This window comes from [Mycobacterium] manitobense, assembly GCF_025821665.1.
In the GTDB taxonomy this organism is placed as follows: Bacteria; Actinomycetota; Actinomycetes; order Mycobacteriales; family Mycobacteriaceae; genus Mycobacterium; species Mycobacterium arseniciresistens.
In genome coordinates, this window is record NZ_JACKSJ010000128.1 from 29,417 (window position 1) to 44,411 (window position 14,995).

At 70.8% G+C, this 14,995-nt stretch carries 14 protein-coding genes and 1 riboswitch; of the genes, 9 read left to right on the forward strand and 5 right to left on the reverse strand.

The features are described 5' to 3' along the window. Nucleotides 1–6 precede the first annotated feature (6 nt). The 3 genes from H7I41_RS16050 to H7I41_RS16060 are packed head-to-tail and all read left to right on the forward strand — an operon-like array spanning nucleotide 7 to nucleotide 4,260. A complete protein-coding gene (locus H7I41_RS16050; protein ID WP_264013597.1) occupies nucleotides 7–966 on the forward strand; it encodes an endonuclease/exonuclease/phosphatase family protein in 960 nt (319 codons plus the stop codon). A gap of 10 nt (nucleotides 967–976) precedes the next feature. Then, nucleotides 977–3,064, forward strand: a complete 2,088-nt coding sequence (gene pta, locus H7I41_RS16055) for a phosphate acetyltransferase (RefSeq protein WP_302914257.1) — start codon at nucleotides 977–979, stop codon at nucleotides 3,062–3,064. Next, entirely contained in the window at nucleotides 3,061–4,260 is a 1,200-nt protein-coding gene (locus tag H7I41_RS16060; RefSeq protein ID WP_264013598.1) for an acetate kinase, read from the forward strand. Before pta ends, H7I41_RS16060 begins: the two co-directional genes overlap by 4 nt. A 90-nt stretch (nucleotides 4,261–4,350) precedes the next feature. On the opposite strand, the gene H7I41_RS16065 is transcribed toward H7I41_RS16060, so the two are convergent. The 4 genes from H7I41_RS16065 to glnX all read right to left on the reverse strand — a co-directional run bounded on the left by H7I41_RS16065 (nucleotide 4,351) and on the right by glnX (nucleotide 9,509). Then, nucleotides 4,351–4,584 carry a hypothetical protein gene (locus H7I41_RS16065; protein ID WP_264013599.1) on the reverse strand — a complete coding sequence of 78 codons (234 nt, stop codon included), beginning with the start codon at nucleotides 4,582–4,584 and terminating at the stop codon, nucleotides 4,351–4,353. 331 nt (nucleotides 4,585–4,915) lie between these two features. Then, the gene (locus H7I41_RS16070) at nucleotides 4,916–7,159 is read right to left on the reverse strand and encodes a serine/threonine-protein kinase PknG (RefSeq protein ID WP_264013600.1); all 2,244 of its coding nucleotides are present in this window, start codon (nucleotides 7,157–7,159) and stop codon (nucleotides 4,916–4,918) included. After that, nucleotides 7,159–8,124: a glutamate ABC transporter substrate-binding protein gene (locus tag H7I41_RS16075; protein WP_505011364.1), complete on the reverse strand. Its 966-nt coding sequence runs from the start codon at nucleotides 8,122–8,124 to the stop codon at nucleotides 7,159–7,161. The genes H7I41_RS16070 and H7I41_RS16075 overlap by 1 nt, the downstream gene beginning before the upstream one ends. 65 nt (nucleotides 8,125–8,189) lie before the next feature. Then, nucleotides 8,190–9,509, reverse strand: a complete 1,320-nt coding sequence (gene glnX / locus H7I41_RS16080) for a protein kinase G-activating protein GlnX (RefSeq protein ID WP_264013602.1) — start codon at nucleotides 9,507–9,509, stop codon at nucleotides 8,190–8,192. 134 nt (nucleotides 9,510–9,643) lie between these two features. On the opposite strand from glnX, the gene H7I41_RS16085 reads away from it, so the two are divergent. Further along, nucleotides 9,644–10,147, forward strand: a complete 504-nt coding sequence (locus H7I41_RS16085; RefSeq protein ID WP_264013603.1) for an NUDIX hydrolase — start codon at nucleotides 9,644–9,646, stop codon at nucleotides 10,145–10,147. Here the strand turns inward: H7I41_RS16085 and thiE are convergent. Further along, nucleotides 10,131–10,796, reverse strand: a complete 666-nt coding sequence (gene thiE / locus H7I41_RS16090; protein ID WP_264013604.1) for a thiamine phosphate synthase — start codon at nucleotides 10,794–10,796, stop codon at nucleotides 10,131–10,133. The two genes, H7I41_RS16085 and thiE, sit on opposite strands and share 17 nt — an antisense overlap. Nucleotides 10,797–10,906: 110 nt before the next feature. Between thiE and H7I41_RS16095 the strand changes: the two genes are divergently transcribed. The 5 genes from H7I41_RS16095 to H7I41_RS16115 form a co-directional block, all read left to right on the forward strand. Continuing rightward, entirely contained in the window at nucleotides 10,907–12,289 is a 1,383-nt protein-coding gene (locus H7I41_RS16095; protein WP_264013605.1) for an FAD-dependent oxidoreductase, read from the forward strand. Between the two features lie 4 nt (nucleotides 12,290–12,293). Beyond that, nucleotides 12,294–12,404, forward strand: a riboswitch (TPP riboswitch). Next, on the forward strand, nucleotides 12,394–13,404 hold the full coding sequence (thiO, locus tag H7I41_RS16100; RefSeq protein WP_264013606.1) for a glycine oxidase ThiO: 1,011 nt from the start codon (nucleotides 12,394–12,396) through the stop codon (nucleotides 13,402–13,404). (Overlaps the previous riboswitch by 11 nt.) After that, nucleotides 13,401–13,598: a sulfur carrier protein ThiS gene (thiS, locus tag H7I41_RS16105; RefSeq protein ID WP_264013607.1), complete on the forward strand. Its 198-nt coding sequence runs from the start codon at nucleotides 13,401–13,403 to the stop codon at nucleotides 13,596–13,598. Before thiO ends, thiS begins: the two co-directional genes overlap by 4 nt. Next, nucleotides 13,591–14,352 carry a thiazole synthase gene (locus tag H7I41_RS16110; RefSeq protein WP_264013608.1) on the forward strand — a complete coding sequence of 254 codons (762 nt, stop codon included), beginning with the start codon at nucleotides 13,591–13,593 and terminating at the stop codon, nucleotides 14,350–14,352. The genes thiS and H7I41_RS16110 overlap by 8 nt, the downstream gene beginning before the upstream one ends. Nucleotides 14,353–14,381: 29 nt before the next feature. Continuing rightward, nucleotides 14,382–14,995, forward strand: a 614-nt coding sequence (locus H7I41_RS16115) for an SGNH/GDSL hydrolase family protein (RefSeq protein ID WP_264013612.1), incomplete at its 3' end; no start/stop codon positions are given.

Sequence of the window (14,995 nt, forward strand, 5' to 3'; positions counted from 1 at the left end):
CCGCGGATGCGGATCCTCCTCACCGTCCTCGGCGTGCTCGCGCTGGGTGCGGCCGCGCTCGGCCTTGCGGCACGTTACGTGCCGATCGACGGGCACGGCGTGCTCATCGTGGCGTCGGCGGCGCCGTACCTGATGCTTGCCGCGCCCGTCGCCGTGGCGCTGCTGGGCCTGGGCCGGCGCTGGGTGCTCACCGGCCTGGCGGCAGTGCTGTCGGTGGCGCTGCTGGTCGTCATGCTGCCCCGCTACCTCGGCTCCGAAAGCGCCGCCGAATCCTCTGTTCAGCTACGCGTGCTGACGGCCAATCTCGGCATGGGCCGGGCGGATCCACGTGCCCTCGCGGCGGCGGCGAACGCGACCGCCGACGTGCTGGTGGCCGAGGAGATGACGGCTGAGGCGGCGACCGGGCTGTCGCGGGCCGGTCTCGACCGCGCCTTCCCGCACCGCATGCTCGACCCGCACCCGATGGCCGGCGGCATCGGCGTGTGGAGCCGCCACCCGATCACCGACTCCGGCTTCGTCGAGGACTACACCCTGTCGACGCTGCGGATGCGCATCCAGGTGCCCGGGGTGGCCATCGCCCCGACCGTGGTGGCGATCCACCTGCCCGCGCCGTGGCCGATGCCGATCGGTGCCTGGCGACGTGACCTGGCCCGGTTGCCTGCGACGCTGCGCGAACTCGGCGGGCAGGCGGGGGCCGGTGCGGTGATCGTGGCGGGCGACCTGAACGCGACGATGGACATGGCGCCGTTCCGGCGGCTGCTCGACGAGGGCTACCGCACCGCGACCGAACAGGCAGGCGCCGGTCTGGGCCGCACGTTCCCCGGCGGGCGCCGCATCCCGCCGGTGCTGGGCATCGACCATGTCCTGGTGCGCAACTGCGTCGCCACGTCGGCGCGCACGGTCGGCCTGCCAGGCTCCGACCACCTCGGCCTGCTGGTGGGTGTGGAGGTCCCGCTCGATCCGTAGGCTTTGACTCGTGCCCGAGGCCCGAGAACCCCGAGTGTCCGCCATCTACGTCGCGTCGCCCGAAGGCGACACCGGGAAGTCGACCATCGCGCTTGGCATCCTGCACCGCCTGGCGGCGACCGTCGCCAAGGCGGGTGTGTTCCGGCCGATCGCCCGCCTTTCAGACCACGCCGAGCGCGACTACATCCTGGAACTGCTGCTGGCGCACACCACCGCCGGGTTGTCCTACGACGACTGCGTCGGCGTGAGTTACCAGCAGCTGCACGAGGACCCCGACGCCGCGATCGGCGAGATCGTCGACCGCTACCACCGGGTGGCCGACCAGTGCGACGCCGTGCTGATCGTCGGCAGCGACTACACCGACGTCGCCGCCCCCAGCGAGTTGAGCGTCAACGCGCGGATCGCGGCGAACCTCGGCGCCCCGGTGGTGCTCGCGGTCAAGGCCAGGGACCGCAGCCCCGCCCAGGTTGCACAGGTGGTCGAGGTCTGCCTGGACGAGATCGCCGGCCAGCACGCGCTGACCGCCGCGGTGGTGGCCAACCGCTGCGACCCCGACCAGCTGACAGCGGTCGCCGACGCGCTGCGCACCGTCGGCCCGCCGGCGTACGTGCTGCCCGAGGAACCGCTGCTGGTCGCACCGTCGGTGGCCGAACTGCAGAGCGCCGTCGACGGGACGCTGATCCTCGGCGACGAGGCGCTGCTGCACCGCGAGGCGATGGACGTGCTCGTCGCGGGCATGACCGCCGAACACGTGCTCGAGCGGCTCACCGAGGCCGTCGCGGTGGTCACCCCCGGGGACCGTTCGGATGTGGTGCTCGCCGTGGTCAGTGCGCATGCCGCCGAGGGGTTCCCGTCGCTGTCGGGCATCATCCTCAACGGCGGACTGGACCTGCACCCGTCGATCTCGGCGCTGGTGTCCGGGCTCGGGCTGCGGCTGCCGATCATCGCCACCCCGTACGGCACGTTCGAGACGGCCAGCCGGGTCGCCGCCACCCGCGGCCGGGTCACCGCCTCCTCACAGCGCAAGATCGACACCGCGCTGACGCTGATGGACAGTCACGTCGACACCGCCGATCTGATTGCGCAGCTGTCGATCTCGGTGCCGACGGTGACGACGCCGCAGATGTTCACCTACCAGCTGATCGACCAGGCCCGTTCGGACCGCAGGCACATCGTGCTGCCCGAGGGCGACGACGACCGCATCCTCAAGGCCGCCGGGCGACTGCTGCAACGCGGGGTGGCCGACCTGACGATCCTCGGCGAGGAGACCCAGGTGCGTTCGCGCGCCGCGGAACTCGGCGTCGACCTGTCCGCGGCCACCGTGCTCGACCCGCTCACCAGCGACCTGTGTGACCGGTTCGCCGAACAGTACGCCGAGCTGCGCAAGCACAAGGGTGTGACGGTCGAGCAGGCCCGCGAGACCATCCACGACGTCTCCTACTTCGGCACCATGCTGGTGCACAACGACATGGTCGACGGCATGGTGTCGGGCGCCCGGCACACCACCGCGCACACCGTGCGTCCGTCCTTCGAGATCATCAAGACCCTGCCCGACGTGTCCACCGTGTCCAGCATCTTCCTGATGTGCCTGGCCGACCGGGTGCTGGCCTACGGCGACTGCGCGATCGTGCCCGACCCGACGTCGGAGCAACTCGCCGACATCGCGATCTCCTCAGCGCGCACCGCCGCCCAGTTCGGCATCGACCCGCGGGTGGCAATGCTGTCCTACTCCACCGGCACGTCGGGCACCGGCGCCGACGTCGACAAAGTCCGGGCGGCAACCGAATTCGTCCGGCAACGCGAGCCGGACCTGCTGGTCGACGGCCCGATCCAGTACGACGCCGCCGTCGAACCGTCGGTGGCCGAGACGAAGATGCCCGACTCACCCGTCGCCGGCCGGGCGACGGTGCTGATCTTCCCGGACCTCAACACCGGCAACAACACCTACAAGGCGGTGCAGCGCAGTGCGGGTGCGATCGCCATCGGTCCGGTGCTGCAGGGCCTGAAGAAACCGGTCAACGACCTGTCCCGGGGGGCGCTCGTGGAGGACATCGTGAACACCGTGGCGATCACGGCGATCCAGGCGCAGGGCAAGTGAGCGCCGAGCGCACCGTCCTGGTGCTCAACTCCGGCTCGTCATCGGTGAAATTTCAGTTGATACAGCCTGATTCGGGTGCGTCACTGGCCGACGGCGTCGTCGAGCGGATCGGTGAGGAGTCGTCCTCGGCGAGCCTGACGCTGGGTGAGCGCGAGGTCAGCCGCGACGACAAGGTGGCCGATCACGAGGCCGCGCTGCGCACCGCGTTCGAGCTGTTCGAGGAAGCCGGCGCGCAACTCGGGTCGGTCGGGCTGGTCGCGGTGGGTCACCGCGTCGTGCACGGCGGCCCGGATCTGTACCGGCCGACACTGATCGACGACGCACTGGTCGCCGAGCTCGAGGAGCTGGCGCCGATGGCGCCGCTGCACAATCCGCCCGCGGTGCTCGGCATCAACGTCGCCCGCAAGGCGTTGCCCGACCTGCCGCACGTCGCGGTGTTCGACACCGCGTTCTTCCACGACCTGCCACCGGCGGCGGCGACCTACGCGATAGACCGGGACATCGCCGAGCAGTGGCACATCCGCCGGTACGGCTTCCACGGCACGTCACACCAGTACGTCAGCGAACAGGCCGCCGCTTTCCTCGGGGCAGCGCCGGAATCGCTCAACCAGATCGTGCTGCACCTGGGCAACGGCGCGTCGGCGTCGGCGATCGTCGGCGGGCGCCCGGTCGACACCTCCATGGGACTGACACCGATGGAGGGCCTGGTGATGGGCACCCGGTCCGGGGACATCGACCCCGGCGTCGTCATGTATCTCTGGCGGACCGCGGGCATGAGCGTCGAGGACATCGAGACCATGCTCAACAAGCGCGCCGGCGTGCGCGGTCTCGGTGGCGAGGTGGACTTCCGGGTGCTGCACGAGCGCATCGAATCCGGCGACGAGCAGGCGCAATTGGCCTATGACGTCTACATTCACCGGTTGCGCAAGTACATCGGCGCCTACCTGGCGCTGCTGGGCACCACCGACGTCATCAGTTTCACTGCCGGCGTCGGCGAGAACGACGCCGCCGTCCGGCGCGACGCCCTGTCCGGGCTCGCGCCGCTGGGCGTGGAACTCGACGAGCACCTCAACGCCAGCCCCGCGAAGGCGGCCCGGCGGATCTCCGCCGACAGGTCGCCCACCACGGTGCTCGTCGTGCCGACCAACGAGGAGCTGGCGATCGCGCGGGCCTGCGTGCAGGTCGTCGACGAATAGCGGTTGTCCTGCGCCGAGATCGACGTGGCGCAGGAGAAGTGCGGGACGAGTCATGCGTGAGAGCAATCTCGACGCCGAGACGTGATGCGCTCAGAGCCGGTGCATCTCGCGCGACATGGCGGCGTTCTCCATGAAGCTCTCCCGTCGTGCCTGGCGGTGCTGCTGCGGCCGTGCGGCCGGGCCGGCCAGCCAGCCGGTGATCGCAGTGCTGATGGCCGCGAACGGCTTCCAACGAGGTCGGGAGCGTGCCAGTGGTGTGGAGCCGGCATGGAATCCGGCCAGAGAACCGATCGGTGGGCGTGCGCCCAGGTCTGCCGTTGTCATGGCTGAACGCTATGAACTGCGGGGTGCCGCGCGCATCGCCCTGCGGTTCGATCTTGGTGTCCGACCCTGGACGGGCCCGAACTCATACCCCGGCATGATGCCGACGGTCCTGCGGCGTCCGTAACCTGCTCTGCAGGGGGTGACATGACCGATCGAGGAGCGAACATCGTCGCGTCGGTGGCCGCTTCGACGGCTCGGATCCTCGGTCCCCGCGTGATGCGGGTTGTCGCGCGACGCGATTTGTCCTGAGCAGCCCACGGATCCTGTCGAGCAGTGCCGGGCGCCGCGTCCTGCACGCAGCGCTCTCACCGGTCTGACGCGCAGGCCCCGCTCAGAAGGTGCTCATCGGGCGCACGCTGTTCGCCAGGTCCACCAGCGCGTAACGGTGTGACTGCGTGGGCGCCACCCTGGCCAGGCTGCGCAGCGAGGCCTCCACACCCAGCTGCAGGCCGTGCTCGGTGAACGGGAAACCGAGGATGTGATTCGTGCTCGCGGTGTTGTCGGCGAGCCAGTCCATCGCGGTGCCCAGCACGAGCGCCCGGATCTGGAGCACCCGCGGCTCGGTGTCGGGCAGTGCCTCCACCCGCCGTGCGGCGTCGCGGATCTGCTGCTCGGTGATCTCGGCGGCCGATCGCCCGGACAGCAGCGTCACCGCACTGGTCAGCCGGGCGGTGGTGAAATGCCTCGAGGTGGCCGGAACCTCGTCCAGTGTGCGGACCGCCGCATCGCGGTTGCCTTCGACCGAGTTGGCGCGCGCCAGCCCGAAACCGGCCGAGATGACGCCGTTGTCGGTGCCCCACACCGTGTCGTAGAACCGCTGCTCGTCGGCGCTGCCCGCGAGTTCGGCCGTCGCCGCCAACGCGAGCTTCGGCGCCAGCTCACCGGGCTGGGTGTCCAAGACCTCGGTGAAATGCTTCATGGCGGACTCGTAGTCGGCCGACAGCAGTTCGGCGACCGCGCGGAACCACACCAGCCGCCACCGCCAGCCCACCCGGGCGGCGAGGTCGTCGAGCTTGCGGGTGGCCTTTGCGACGTCGCCGAGGTCGAGCAGCGCTCGCACCTCCATCAGCGGCAGCTCAACCGATTCCGAGAGGTCGATGCCCTCCGAGTCCAGCGCTCCGTGTCGTGCCGCACGCAGCTGGTCGAGCGTCTGCACCGGCTGGCTCAGCACGCTCGCGGACAACACCGCCGCACCGACATCGGCTGGGTCGACCAGCGGCACCGGTAGCGCCTTGACGATCTCCTGTGCGGTGAGCTTCTCCGAATGCACCTGGCCGTCGACATAGACGTCGGTGTGTGCCACGAGCAGGTCGATCCCGAACGTCGAGCGGGTCGGCGAGAAGACCGTCGACAGACCGGGTCTGGGCGATCCGGTGTCGAGCGCCACCACCTCGCGCAGCACGCCGAGCAGCTGCGCCGACATCTCCTCGGCCGATCCGAACCTGCGCCGCGGGTCCGGATCGATCGCCCGCCGCAGCAGTCGGCCGAACGAATCATATTGATAAAGAACGGGATCGTCCTCCGGCAGGCCGTCGACATAGCGGCCCTTGCGGGTGCGCAGGTCCAGCGTCAGCGCCGCGAGCGTCCGGCCGACGGTGTAGACGTCGGTCTGCACCGTCGGACCGGTGCGCACGATCTCCGGCGCCTGATAGCCCGGCGTGCCGTACAGGTAGCCGAACGAGTTGATCGTCGACACCGCCCCGAGGTCGATCAGCTTCAGCTGGTCCTCGGTGAGCATGATGTTCTCGGGCTTGAGGTCGTTGTAGGTCAGGCCGATCGAATGCAGATACCCCATCGCGGGCAGGATCTCGAGCATGTAGCCGATCGACTGGGCCACCCCGAGGCCCGACCCCTTGGCCTGCTTGAGTGACGTTCCGCCGACGTACTCCATCACGATGTAGCCGACCGGATTGCCGTGCTTGTCGTTGTGCTCGACGAAGTTGTAGATCTTCACGATTCCGGGATGGGTCACCTCGGCCAGGAACTGCCGTTCGGCCATGGCGATCGCCTGCGCCTCGGCGTCGCCGGTGTGCACCAGACCCTTGAGCACCACGGGCCGGTCGTTGACGTTCTTGTCGAAAGCCAGGTACACCCAGCCCAGCCCGCCGTGCGCGATGCAACCCTTGATCTCGTACTGCTCGGCGACGATGTCTCCGGTATTGAGCTGCGGCAGAAACGAATACGGGCTGCCGCAGTGCGGGCAGTAGCCTTCGGACTGTGCCTTGCCGTCCTTCGAGGACCGGCCCACCGGGCGGCCGCAGTTCCAGCAGAACCTCTTCGACTCGGCCACCACCGGGTTGACCATCAACGCGTCGAGTGGGTCCTTGGCGGGCACCCGCGGCATCTCCACCAGACCGCCACCGAGCCGCCGCCTCGGCGAGAGCGTGCGCGTCACGGTCGTCGTGTGATCGTGCGAGTCGGTGTCCTCGGTGCGCACCGAGATGCTGTCGGTGTCGTCGAAGTGCGGCCGGAACACCGCCTGGGTCGCCATCGGCCGCAGCGTCGCGACCGAGTCGAGCTCGTCCAGCGACGCCGGCTGCGTGCCCGGGCCCTCGTCCTCCTCTGCGGCGGGCATCAGTCGACGTACCTTGCGACCGGAGGTGCGGGCGCCGGCCCGAGCACCGTCAACCACTTGCGGTACAGCGTGTTCCAGGTCCCGTCACGGCGCACCCGCTCCAGGGTGCCGTTCACGAAGCGCACAAGTCCGGTGTTCTGGAGGTTGACGCCGATGCCGTAGGGCTCCTCGTTCATGCTCGGCCCGACGATGTGCAGGTAAGGATCCTGAGCCACCAGTCCGGCCAGGATCGCGTCGTCGGTGCTGACGGCGTCGACCTGCCGCTGCTGCAGCGCCACCAGGCAATCCGCCCACGTCACCACGGCGACGATGATCGGCGACGGGCTGATCTGCTGGATCCGCCGCAGCGACGTGGTGCCCTTGACCACGCACACCCGCTTGCCCGACAGGTCGGATGCCTGCGAGATGGCCGAACTGCGCGGGGCCAGGATCCGCTGATTGGCGGTCAGGTACACCGTGGAGAAGTTCACCAGCTTCTTGCGCTCGCAGGTGATCGTCATCGTCTTGACGACCACGTCGACCTGGTTGTTCTGCAGCGCCGCGATGCGGTCCGCCGACGACATGATGCGGTACTCGACCTGGGCGGGCGAGCCGAAGATGTCGCGGGCGATCTCGCCGGCGATGTCGACGTCGAAGCCGGTGATCTCACCGGTGATCGGGTCGCGGAAGGAGAACAGGTTGCTGCCGATGTCCAGCCCCACGATCAGCCGGCCCCGGTCCCGGATGTTGCGCACCGCCGCGTCGGCCTCGTCGCGATCGCTGAACGGGCGCAGGCTCGCCCTGCGGTTGCACTCGTCGTTCTCGGTCGCGGGCAGCCGCACCGGCTCCGGCGGCAGCTCCTCCATCCCGGCCGGTGTGGGCGGCGCGAGCGTCACCCCCGGTGCGGGCGTCGAGGACGTCGCCTGCCCGCAGCCGGTGAGCACCGCGGCGGCGGTGATGAGGGCGAGCAGCAGCCTGTACCCCATCAGCGGCTGTTTCTTCTTCGCGCAAGCGCTCATCAGCGGCTGTCTCTTCTTCGCGCAAGCGCTCATCAGCGGTACTCACTGAGTCGTGGCCACAGCCCCAGCGCCACCGCGATCGCCGCGATCACGCTGAGCACCGCGGCGCCGGCGGTGGCGCCCGACAGCACGCGGCGGGCGTTCATGATGTCGCTGCGCAGCTGGCCGCGGCTCTCCTCGATGCCCTTGTTCAACGCGTCGTTGAGCTTGTCGAACGCGGGGGTGGAATCGTCCTCGCCGGTGCCGAGCGCCACCTGCGTCGCGGCCTGATAGTTGCCCACCGCGATGTAGGAGTTGATCCGGTCGTCGGCGGCGCGCCACCGAGTCAGCAGACCCTCGGCGTTGGCCAGGTCGGTGGTGTCGATCGAATTGTCGCGACCGAGGTAGTCCGACAGCTCCTGCTGCATCATGTCGATGCGCTGGTAGTACGACTGCTTGCGGACGTTCTCGTCGCCGCGCCGGATCAGCGCCAGCGTCTCGTCGGCGCGCGCCTGCTGGGCGGTGATGGCCAGCGTCGTGATGGTCCGCAGCGATTCCGCCCCGGCGCCCTTGGCGCTGCGGCTGTCCGCGGTGGAGATCGCGAGCGCCGTTCCCACCCACACCACCATAATCAGCACGGCCAGACCGCCGGCGACGAAACCGATGTTGACCCGGCGCCGGGTCCGTCGCGCCAGCCAGCGGTTGGCGAATGCGCCGAACAACAGCGTCGCCAGCACCACCAGGATCACCGGGTTCGGGATCCGGGTGGAGGCCGTGGTCTCCTCGTCCACCCGCGCCGAGGTCTCCTGGTAGAGCCGCTGCGCGTCGGGCAGGATCTGCGTCTGCATCAACGACGAGGCCTCGGACAGGTAGGACGAGCCCACCGGGTTGCCCGCCCGGTTGTTGGTGCGGGCGGTCTCGACGAGCCCGGTGTAGACGGCGAGCCGCGCGTTGATCCGGCCGAGCAGCTGCACCAGCGGCTCATCGGTGAGGCCGCTCGAGGCGCGGGTGAGGGCGACGGCCGCATCGGTGATCGCCTGCTCATAGCGCTGCCGCACGTCGCGCGGTTCGGTGCCGGCGATGAACGCGGTGGCCGCGGCGGCGTCGGCGACCGAGAGCCGGGTGTAGAGCTGCCCGGCGGCGAACGACAGCGGCTCGGTGTGGTCGAGCACCGTGGTGAGCGCCTGCTGGCGGTCGTTGATGCTGGTCGACGTGGCGAACGCACAGGAGATGGCCAGTGCGGAGAGCACCATCCCGATCGTCAGGATGCGGCCGGGCGTGGTCCAGAGGAACCACCACCGCGGATGCGCCGGCGTCGTGGGTGATCGTGACGCCAGCGGCTCGGTTGACGGGTGCGCCAACTCCACAGTCACCTGTGCGCGGTCCTCATCTATCCGGCTGCTTGAACGACTCGATCGACTCTATAAAAGAATCCTAAGAGGTCGGGGGAGGACGCGCGCCCGATCGGCGACGGCCGTCCGAGGTCGGGCAGTCCTATCCTGTACGGATGCGCGGCGACGGTGACGGTTGGGTGTTCTCCGACAACGGCCGTTTCTGGGGTAGACACGGCGCGGCCGGGCTGCTGCTGCGCGCGCCCCGCCCGGACGGATCACCCGCGGTGCTGCTGCAACACCGCGCGGTGTGGAGTCATCAGGGCGGCACCTGGGGTCTGCCCGGAGGCGCGCGGGACAGCCACGAGACCGCAGAGCAGGCCGCTGTTCGCGAGGCGCACGAAGAGGCGGGCCTCACCACCGATCAGCTCACCGTGCGGACCACCGTCGTCACCGCCGAAGTGGCCGGCATCGGCGGCGCGGCGTGGAGCTACACCACCGTGATCGCCGACGCGCCGGAGCTGCTAGACACCGTGCCCAACCGCGAGAGCGCCGAACTGCGCTGGGTGGCCGAGGAGGAGGTGGCGGAGCTGCCGCTGCATCCGGGATTCGCCGCCAGCTGGGAGCGGCTGCGCACCGTGACGGCGTCGATCCCGCTGCTGGTCAACGGTCAGAGCTGAGCGCCGCCTTCAACCGCCGCGCCGCCGCCTCCGGGTCCTCGGCGGCGGTGATCGCCCGCACCACCACGATGCGCGCAGCGCCTGCGGCCAGCACCTCGGGCAGCCGCTGCTCGTCGATGCCGCCGATGGCGAACCACGGCTTCGGCGGCGCCAACCGCGCCACCTCGCGGACGAGGTCGAGCCCGGGCGCCGGCCGCCCCGGCTTGGTGGGCGTAGGCCAGCACGGGCCGACGCAGAAGTAGTCCACCTGCTCGGCGACGGCCGCCTCCGCCTGCGCGAGATCGTGGGTGGACCGGCCGACGACCGGGCCGGGCCGCAGGATGTCGCGGGCCAGCAGCAGCGGCAGGTCGTCCTGGCCGAGGTGCAGGCCGTCGGCGCCGGCCGCCCGCGCGATGTCGGCGCGGTCGTTGACCATCAGCAGTGCGCCGTGCCGTCGCGCCGCCTCGCCCAGCACCGCGAGCGCATCGATCTCCTGGCGTGCCTCCAGCGGGCCGAACCGCTGCTCGCCGGGCGAACCCTTGTCCCGCAGCTGGATGAGGTCCACCCCGCCCGAGAGCGCGGCGTCGGCGAACTCGGCGAGGTCACCGCGCTCGCGGCGGGCGTCGGTGCACAGATACAGCGAGGCGGCGGCCAGACGTTCGCGTGGCATGAGCACATCGCGACGCTAGCCGAAGTCGGGTAGCGGACTACTCTAGGCGGCCGCCCTGGCCGGGGACACGCTCCATGAGCAGGTCAAACCCGGTGAAGGCAGGTGGCGGCATGGACAGAATCGGCGGACGCGCAGTGGTGCTCGGCGCGAGCATGGGCGGCCTGCTGGCCGCAAGGGTGCTCGCCGACCTCTATGACAGCGTCACCGTGGTGGAGCGCGACGTGCTGCCCGACGGCACCGCCAACCGCCGCGGGGTGCCGCAGGGGCGGCATGCGCACGCCCTGCTCGCGCGGGGCCGAGCCGCCCTCGACGAGCTGTTCCCGGAGTTCACCGCCGATCTCGTCGCCGCCGAGGTGCCCGCATTCGACTACCGGGACATGTCCCGGGCGTACACGCATCTCGCGGACCACGAGGGCATCCGCAACGGAGCACTGCCCGGCGTTCCGCCGCTGTTCGTACCGAGCCGGCCACTGCTGGAAGGTCTGGTGCGGCAGCGCCTGCAGGCGATGGCCAGTGTGACCATGCTCGACGGCCACGACATCGAGGGGTTCACAACGTCCCGCGAGGGCGACCGGGTGACCGGGGTACGGGTACGCGCCCACGGCTCCGGCGCCGAGGCCGCCCTGACAGCCGATCTGGTGGTCGACGCCTCCGGCCGCGGGGCGCGCACACCGGCGTTCCTCGAGAGCCTCGGATACGGGCGGCCGGTCGAGGAGAGCGTCGCCGTGCGCCTGGTGTACTCCAGCCAACTCCTCAGAATTCCGCCGGGAACCCTGCGGGAGATGCTCGCCCTGGTGAGCCCGACACCGGGTCGTCCGACCGGGATGGCGCTGTTCGGATACGAGCACGACGCGTGGATGTTCACCGTCTTCGGCATGGCGGGCCATGAGCCGCCCGGTGAGCTGTCCGAGATGGTCGACTTCGCGACCGGCTTGGTGCCCGACCACATCCTGTCCGCCGTCCGGGCCGCCGAGCCGCTGACCGACGTGTGCCGCTTCCGTTACCCCGAGAGCCGGTGGCGTCGCTACGACAGGATGCGGCGCTTCCCCGCCGGCCTGGTGGTCATCGGCGATGCGATGTGCAGCTTCAACCCGATCTACGGCCAGGGCATGACGGTCGCCGCGCTGCAGGCGCTGGCCCTGCGGGGGTGTCTGCGCCGCGGAGACGACGATCTGGCCCGCCGCTACTTCCGGGCCGCGGCCAAACCGATCGGCGTGGCCTGGCAGTTCGCGGTCGGCTCCGATCTGCGGCTCCCCGGGATAGAGGGGCGCCTGCCGCTGTCGATGAGGCTGACCGGCCGGTACGTCGAGCGGTTGCAGAACGTCGCGGAGTACGACCCGGAGGTCGCCGCGCAGTTCCTGCGGGTGGTCGGCTTCCTCGACCCGCCGCCGGCGCTGATGCGCCCGAAGGTTGCGCTGCGGGTGCTGGCGCCCCGGCGGCGGCCATCCGCTCAGACGAGGCGCGTTCCGGTTGAGGAGGTCGCCGCCGGGTAGTCTGGAGGCTCGACACGGGAGTCCCGGCACCGGGGACTGAGAGTGGGTGCGCGCCGCCCTTACCGTCGGACCTGATCCGGATCATGCCGGCGAAGGGAGCAGCAATGCCTCTGGGATCACTCGCCGTCATCGGTGGCGGCGTCATCGGCCTGGCCGTCGCCCGCCGCGCCGCGCTCGACGGCTGGCAGGTCTCGGTGCACCGGGCGGACGCGCACGGGGCGTCGTGGGTCGCCGGTGGCATGCTCGCCCCGCACAGCGAGGGCTGGCCCGGTGAGGAGCGGCTGCTGCAGATCGGCCTGGAGTCGCTGCGACTGTGGCACGAGGGCTTCCTCGACGGGATGCCGGACGGCGTGGTGACGGCACGGGAGTCGCTGGTGGTGGCCGTCGACCGCGCCGATGCGGCGGACCTGCGGACTGTGGCTCAGTTCCTGGCCGAGCAGGGGCACCCGGTCACCCCGACCACGTCCGCACGCGAGATCGAACCGCTGCTGGCCCAGGGCATCAGGCACGGCTTCGTCGCGGGAACCGAACTGGCGGTGGACAACCGGTTGGTGGTCGACGCGCTGGCCGCGCACTGTGACCGGCTCGGGGTCCGGTGGGAGGGCCCGGTCGACCAGCTGTCCGACGTCGACGCCGACGTCCGGGTGATCGCCAACGGTATCGACGCGCCCACCCTCTGGCCCGGGCTGCCGATCCGGCCGGTGAAGGGTGAGGTGCTGCGACTGCGCTGGCGGCGCGGATGTATGCCGGTGCCGCAACGGGTGATCCGGGCCCGGGTGCACGGACGGCCGGTATACCTGGTGCCGCGCGCCGACGGGGTGGTGGTCGGCGCCACCCAGTACGAACACGGTCGCGACACCGCGCCCGCCGTCGCCGGGGTGCGCGAACTGCTCGACGACGCGTGTGCGGTGGTGCCTGCGCTGGGGGAGTACGAGCTCGCCGAGTGCGCGGCGGGCCTCCGGCCGATGACGCCCGACGGGGTGCCGATCGTCGAGCGCCTGGACGAGCGCACGATGGTGGCGGCAGGCCACGGCCGAAGCGGATTCCTGCTCGCACCGTGGACCGCCGAACGCGTCGCGGCCGAATTGAACGTCATGGCAGGGGTGAGGGCATGAGAGTCACGGTGAACAACGAGGACGTCGACCTGGACGGCCGGCCCACGGTGGCCGACCTGCTCGACCGGATGGGCTTCCCGGACAAGGGCATCGCGGTGGCGGTGGACTGGTCGGTGCTCCCGCGGTCGGAGTGGGAGACCCCGCTGGCCGACGGCGCGAGGGTGGATGTGGTGACGGCGGTGCAGGGTGGCTGATGCGGGCAAGTTGACGATCGCGGGTAGGGAGTTCGGCTCCCGGCTCATCCTCGGCACCGGCGGCGCGGCCAACCTGGCGGTGCTCGAGCAGGCGCTGGTCGCGTCGGGCACCGAGCTGACGACGGTGGCGATGCGGCGGGTGGACGCCGAGAGCGGCACCGGCGTGCTCGACCTGCTGAACCGGCTGGGCATCACGCCGCTGCCGAACACCGCGGGCTGCCGCGGCGCCGCCGAGGCGGTGCTCACGGCACAACTGGCGCGTGAGGCGCTCGGCACCGACTGGGTGAAGCTCGAGGTGATCGCCGACGAGCGCACGCTGCTGCCCGATGCGATCGAATTGGTCCGCGCCGCAGAGCAACTCGTCGACGACGGCTTCACCGTGCTGCCGTACACCAACGACGATCCGGTATTGGCGCGGCGGCTGGAGGACACCGGCTGCGCCGCGGTGATGCCGCTGGGTTCCCCGATCGGCACCGGTCTGGGCATCGCCAATCCGCACAACATCGCGATGATCGTCGAGCAGGCCGGCGTCCCGGTGATCCTGGACGCGGGGATCGGCACCGCCAGCGACGCGGCCATGGCGATGGAACTGGGCTGCGACGCCGTGCTGCTGGCGACCGCCGTCACCCGCGCCACCGACCCGGCGCTGATGGCCGCCGCGATGGCCGCCGCCGTCACGGCCGGACACCTCGCCCGGCTGGCAGGCCGGATCCCCAAGCGGTTCTGGGCGCAGGCGTCGAGCCCGTCGCTGTGAACGGCCGCTACGTCGCGCTCGGCAGCTCGATGGCCGCGGGGCCGGGTATCCGCCCGTCGGCCGACGGGGCGCCGTTCCGGGCCGGCCGGTCGGCACGCAACTACCCCCACCTGGTGGCCGCGGCGCTCGATCTCGAGCTGGTCGACGTCACCTACTCCGGCGCCACCACCGCCCACGTGCTCGACGAGCGGCAGAACGGCGTGCCGCCGCAGATCGAGGCGCTCGACGGTGACGAGCGCCTGGTGACCGTGACGATCGGCGGCAACGACGCCGGCTACGTGCCGCTGCTGACCGTCGCCGCGCTGCCGCGGTTCACCCGCTCACTGCCGCTGCTCGGCGGCCGGATCCGCGACCTGCTCGACCCGACGGCGCGCGACCGCGCCCTGGTGCTGGTCGCCGATTCATTGCAGCGGGTCGGGCAGGCCGTCCACGAACGTTCGCCGCGCGCCACCGTGCTGTTCGTCGACTACCTGACGCTGCTGCCGCCGGCCGGTTCGCCCGCACCGCCGCTGGCCGGTGTCGACGCCGCGCTGGGCCGGCGGGTGGCCGACACCCTCGAGCGGTTGACCGGTGAGACCGCCGAGGCGACCGGGTGCCGATGGGTGCGGGCCGCCGAGGCCAGCCGGGCCCACCACGCGTGGTC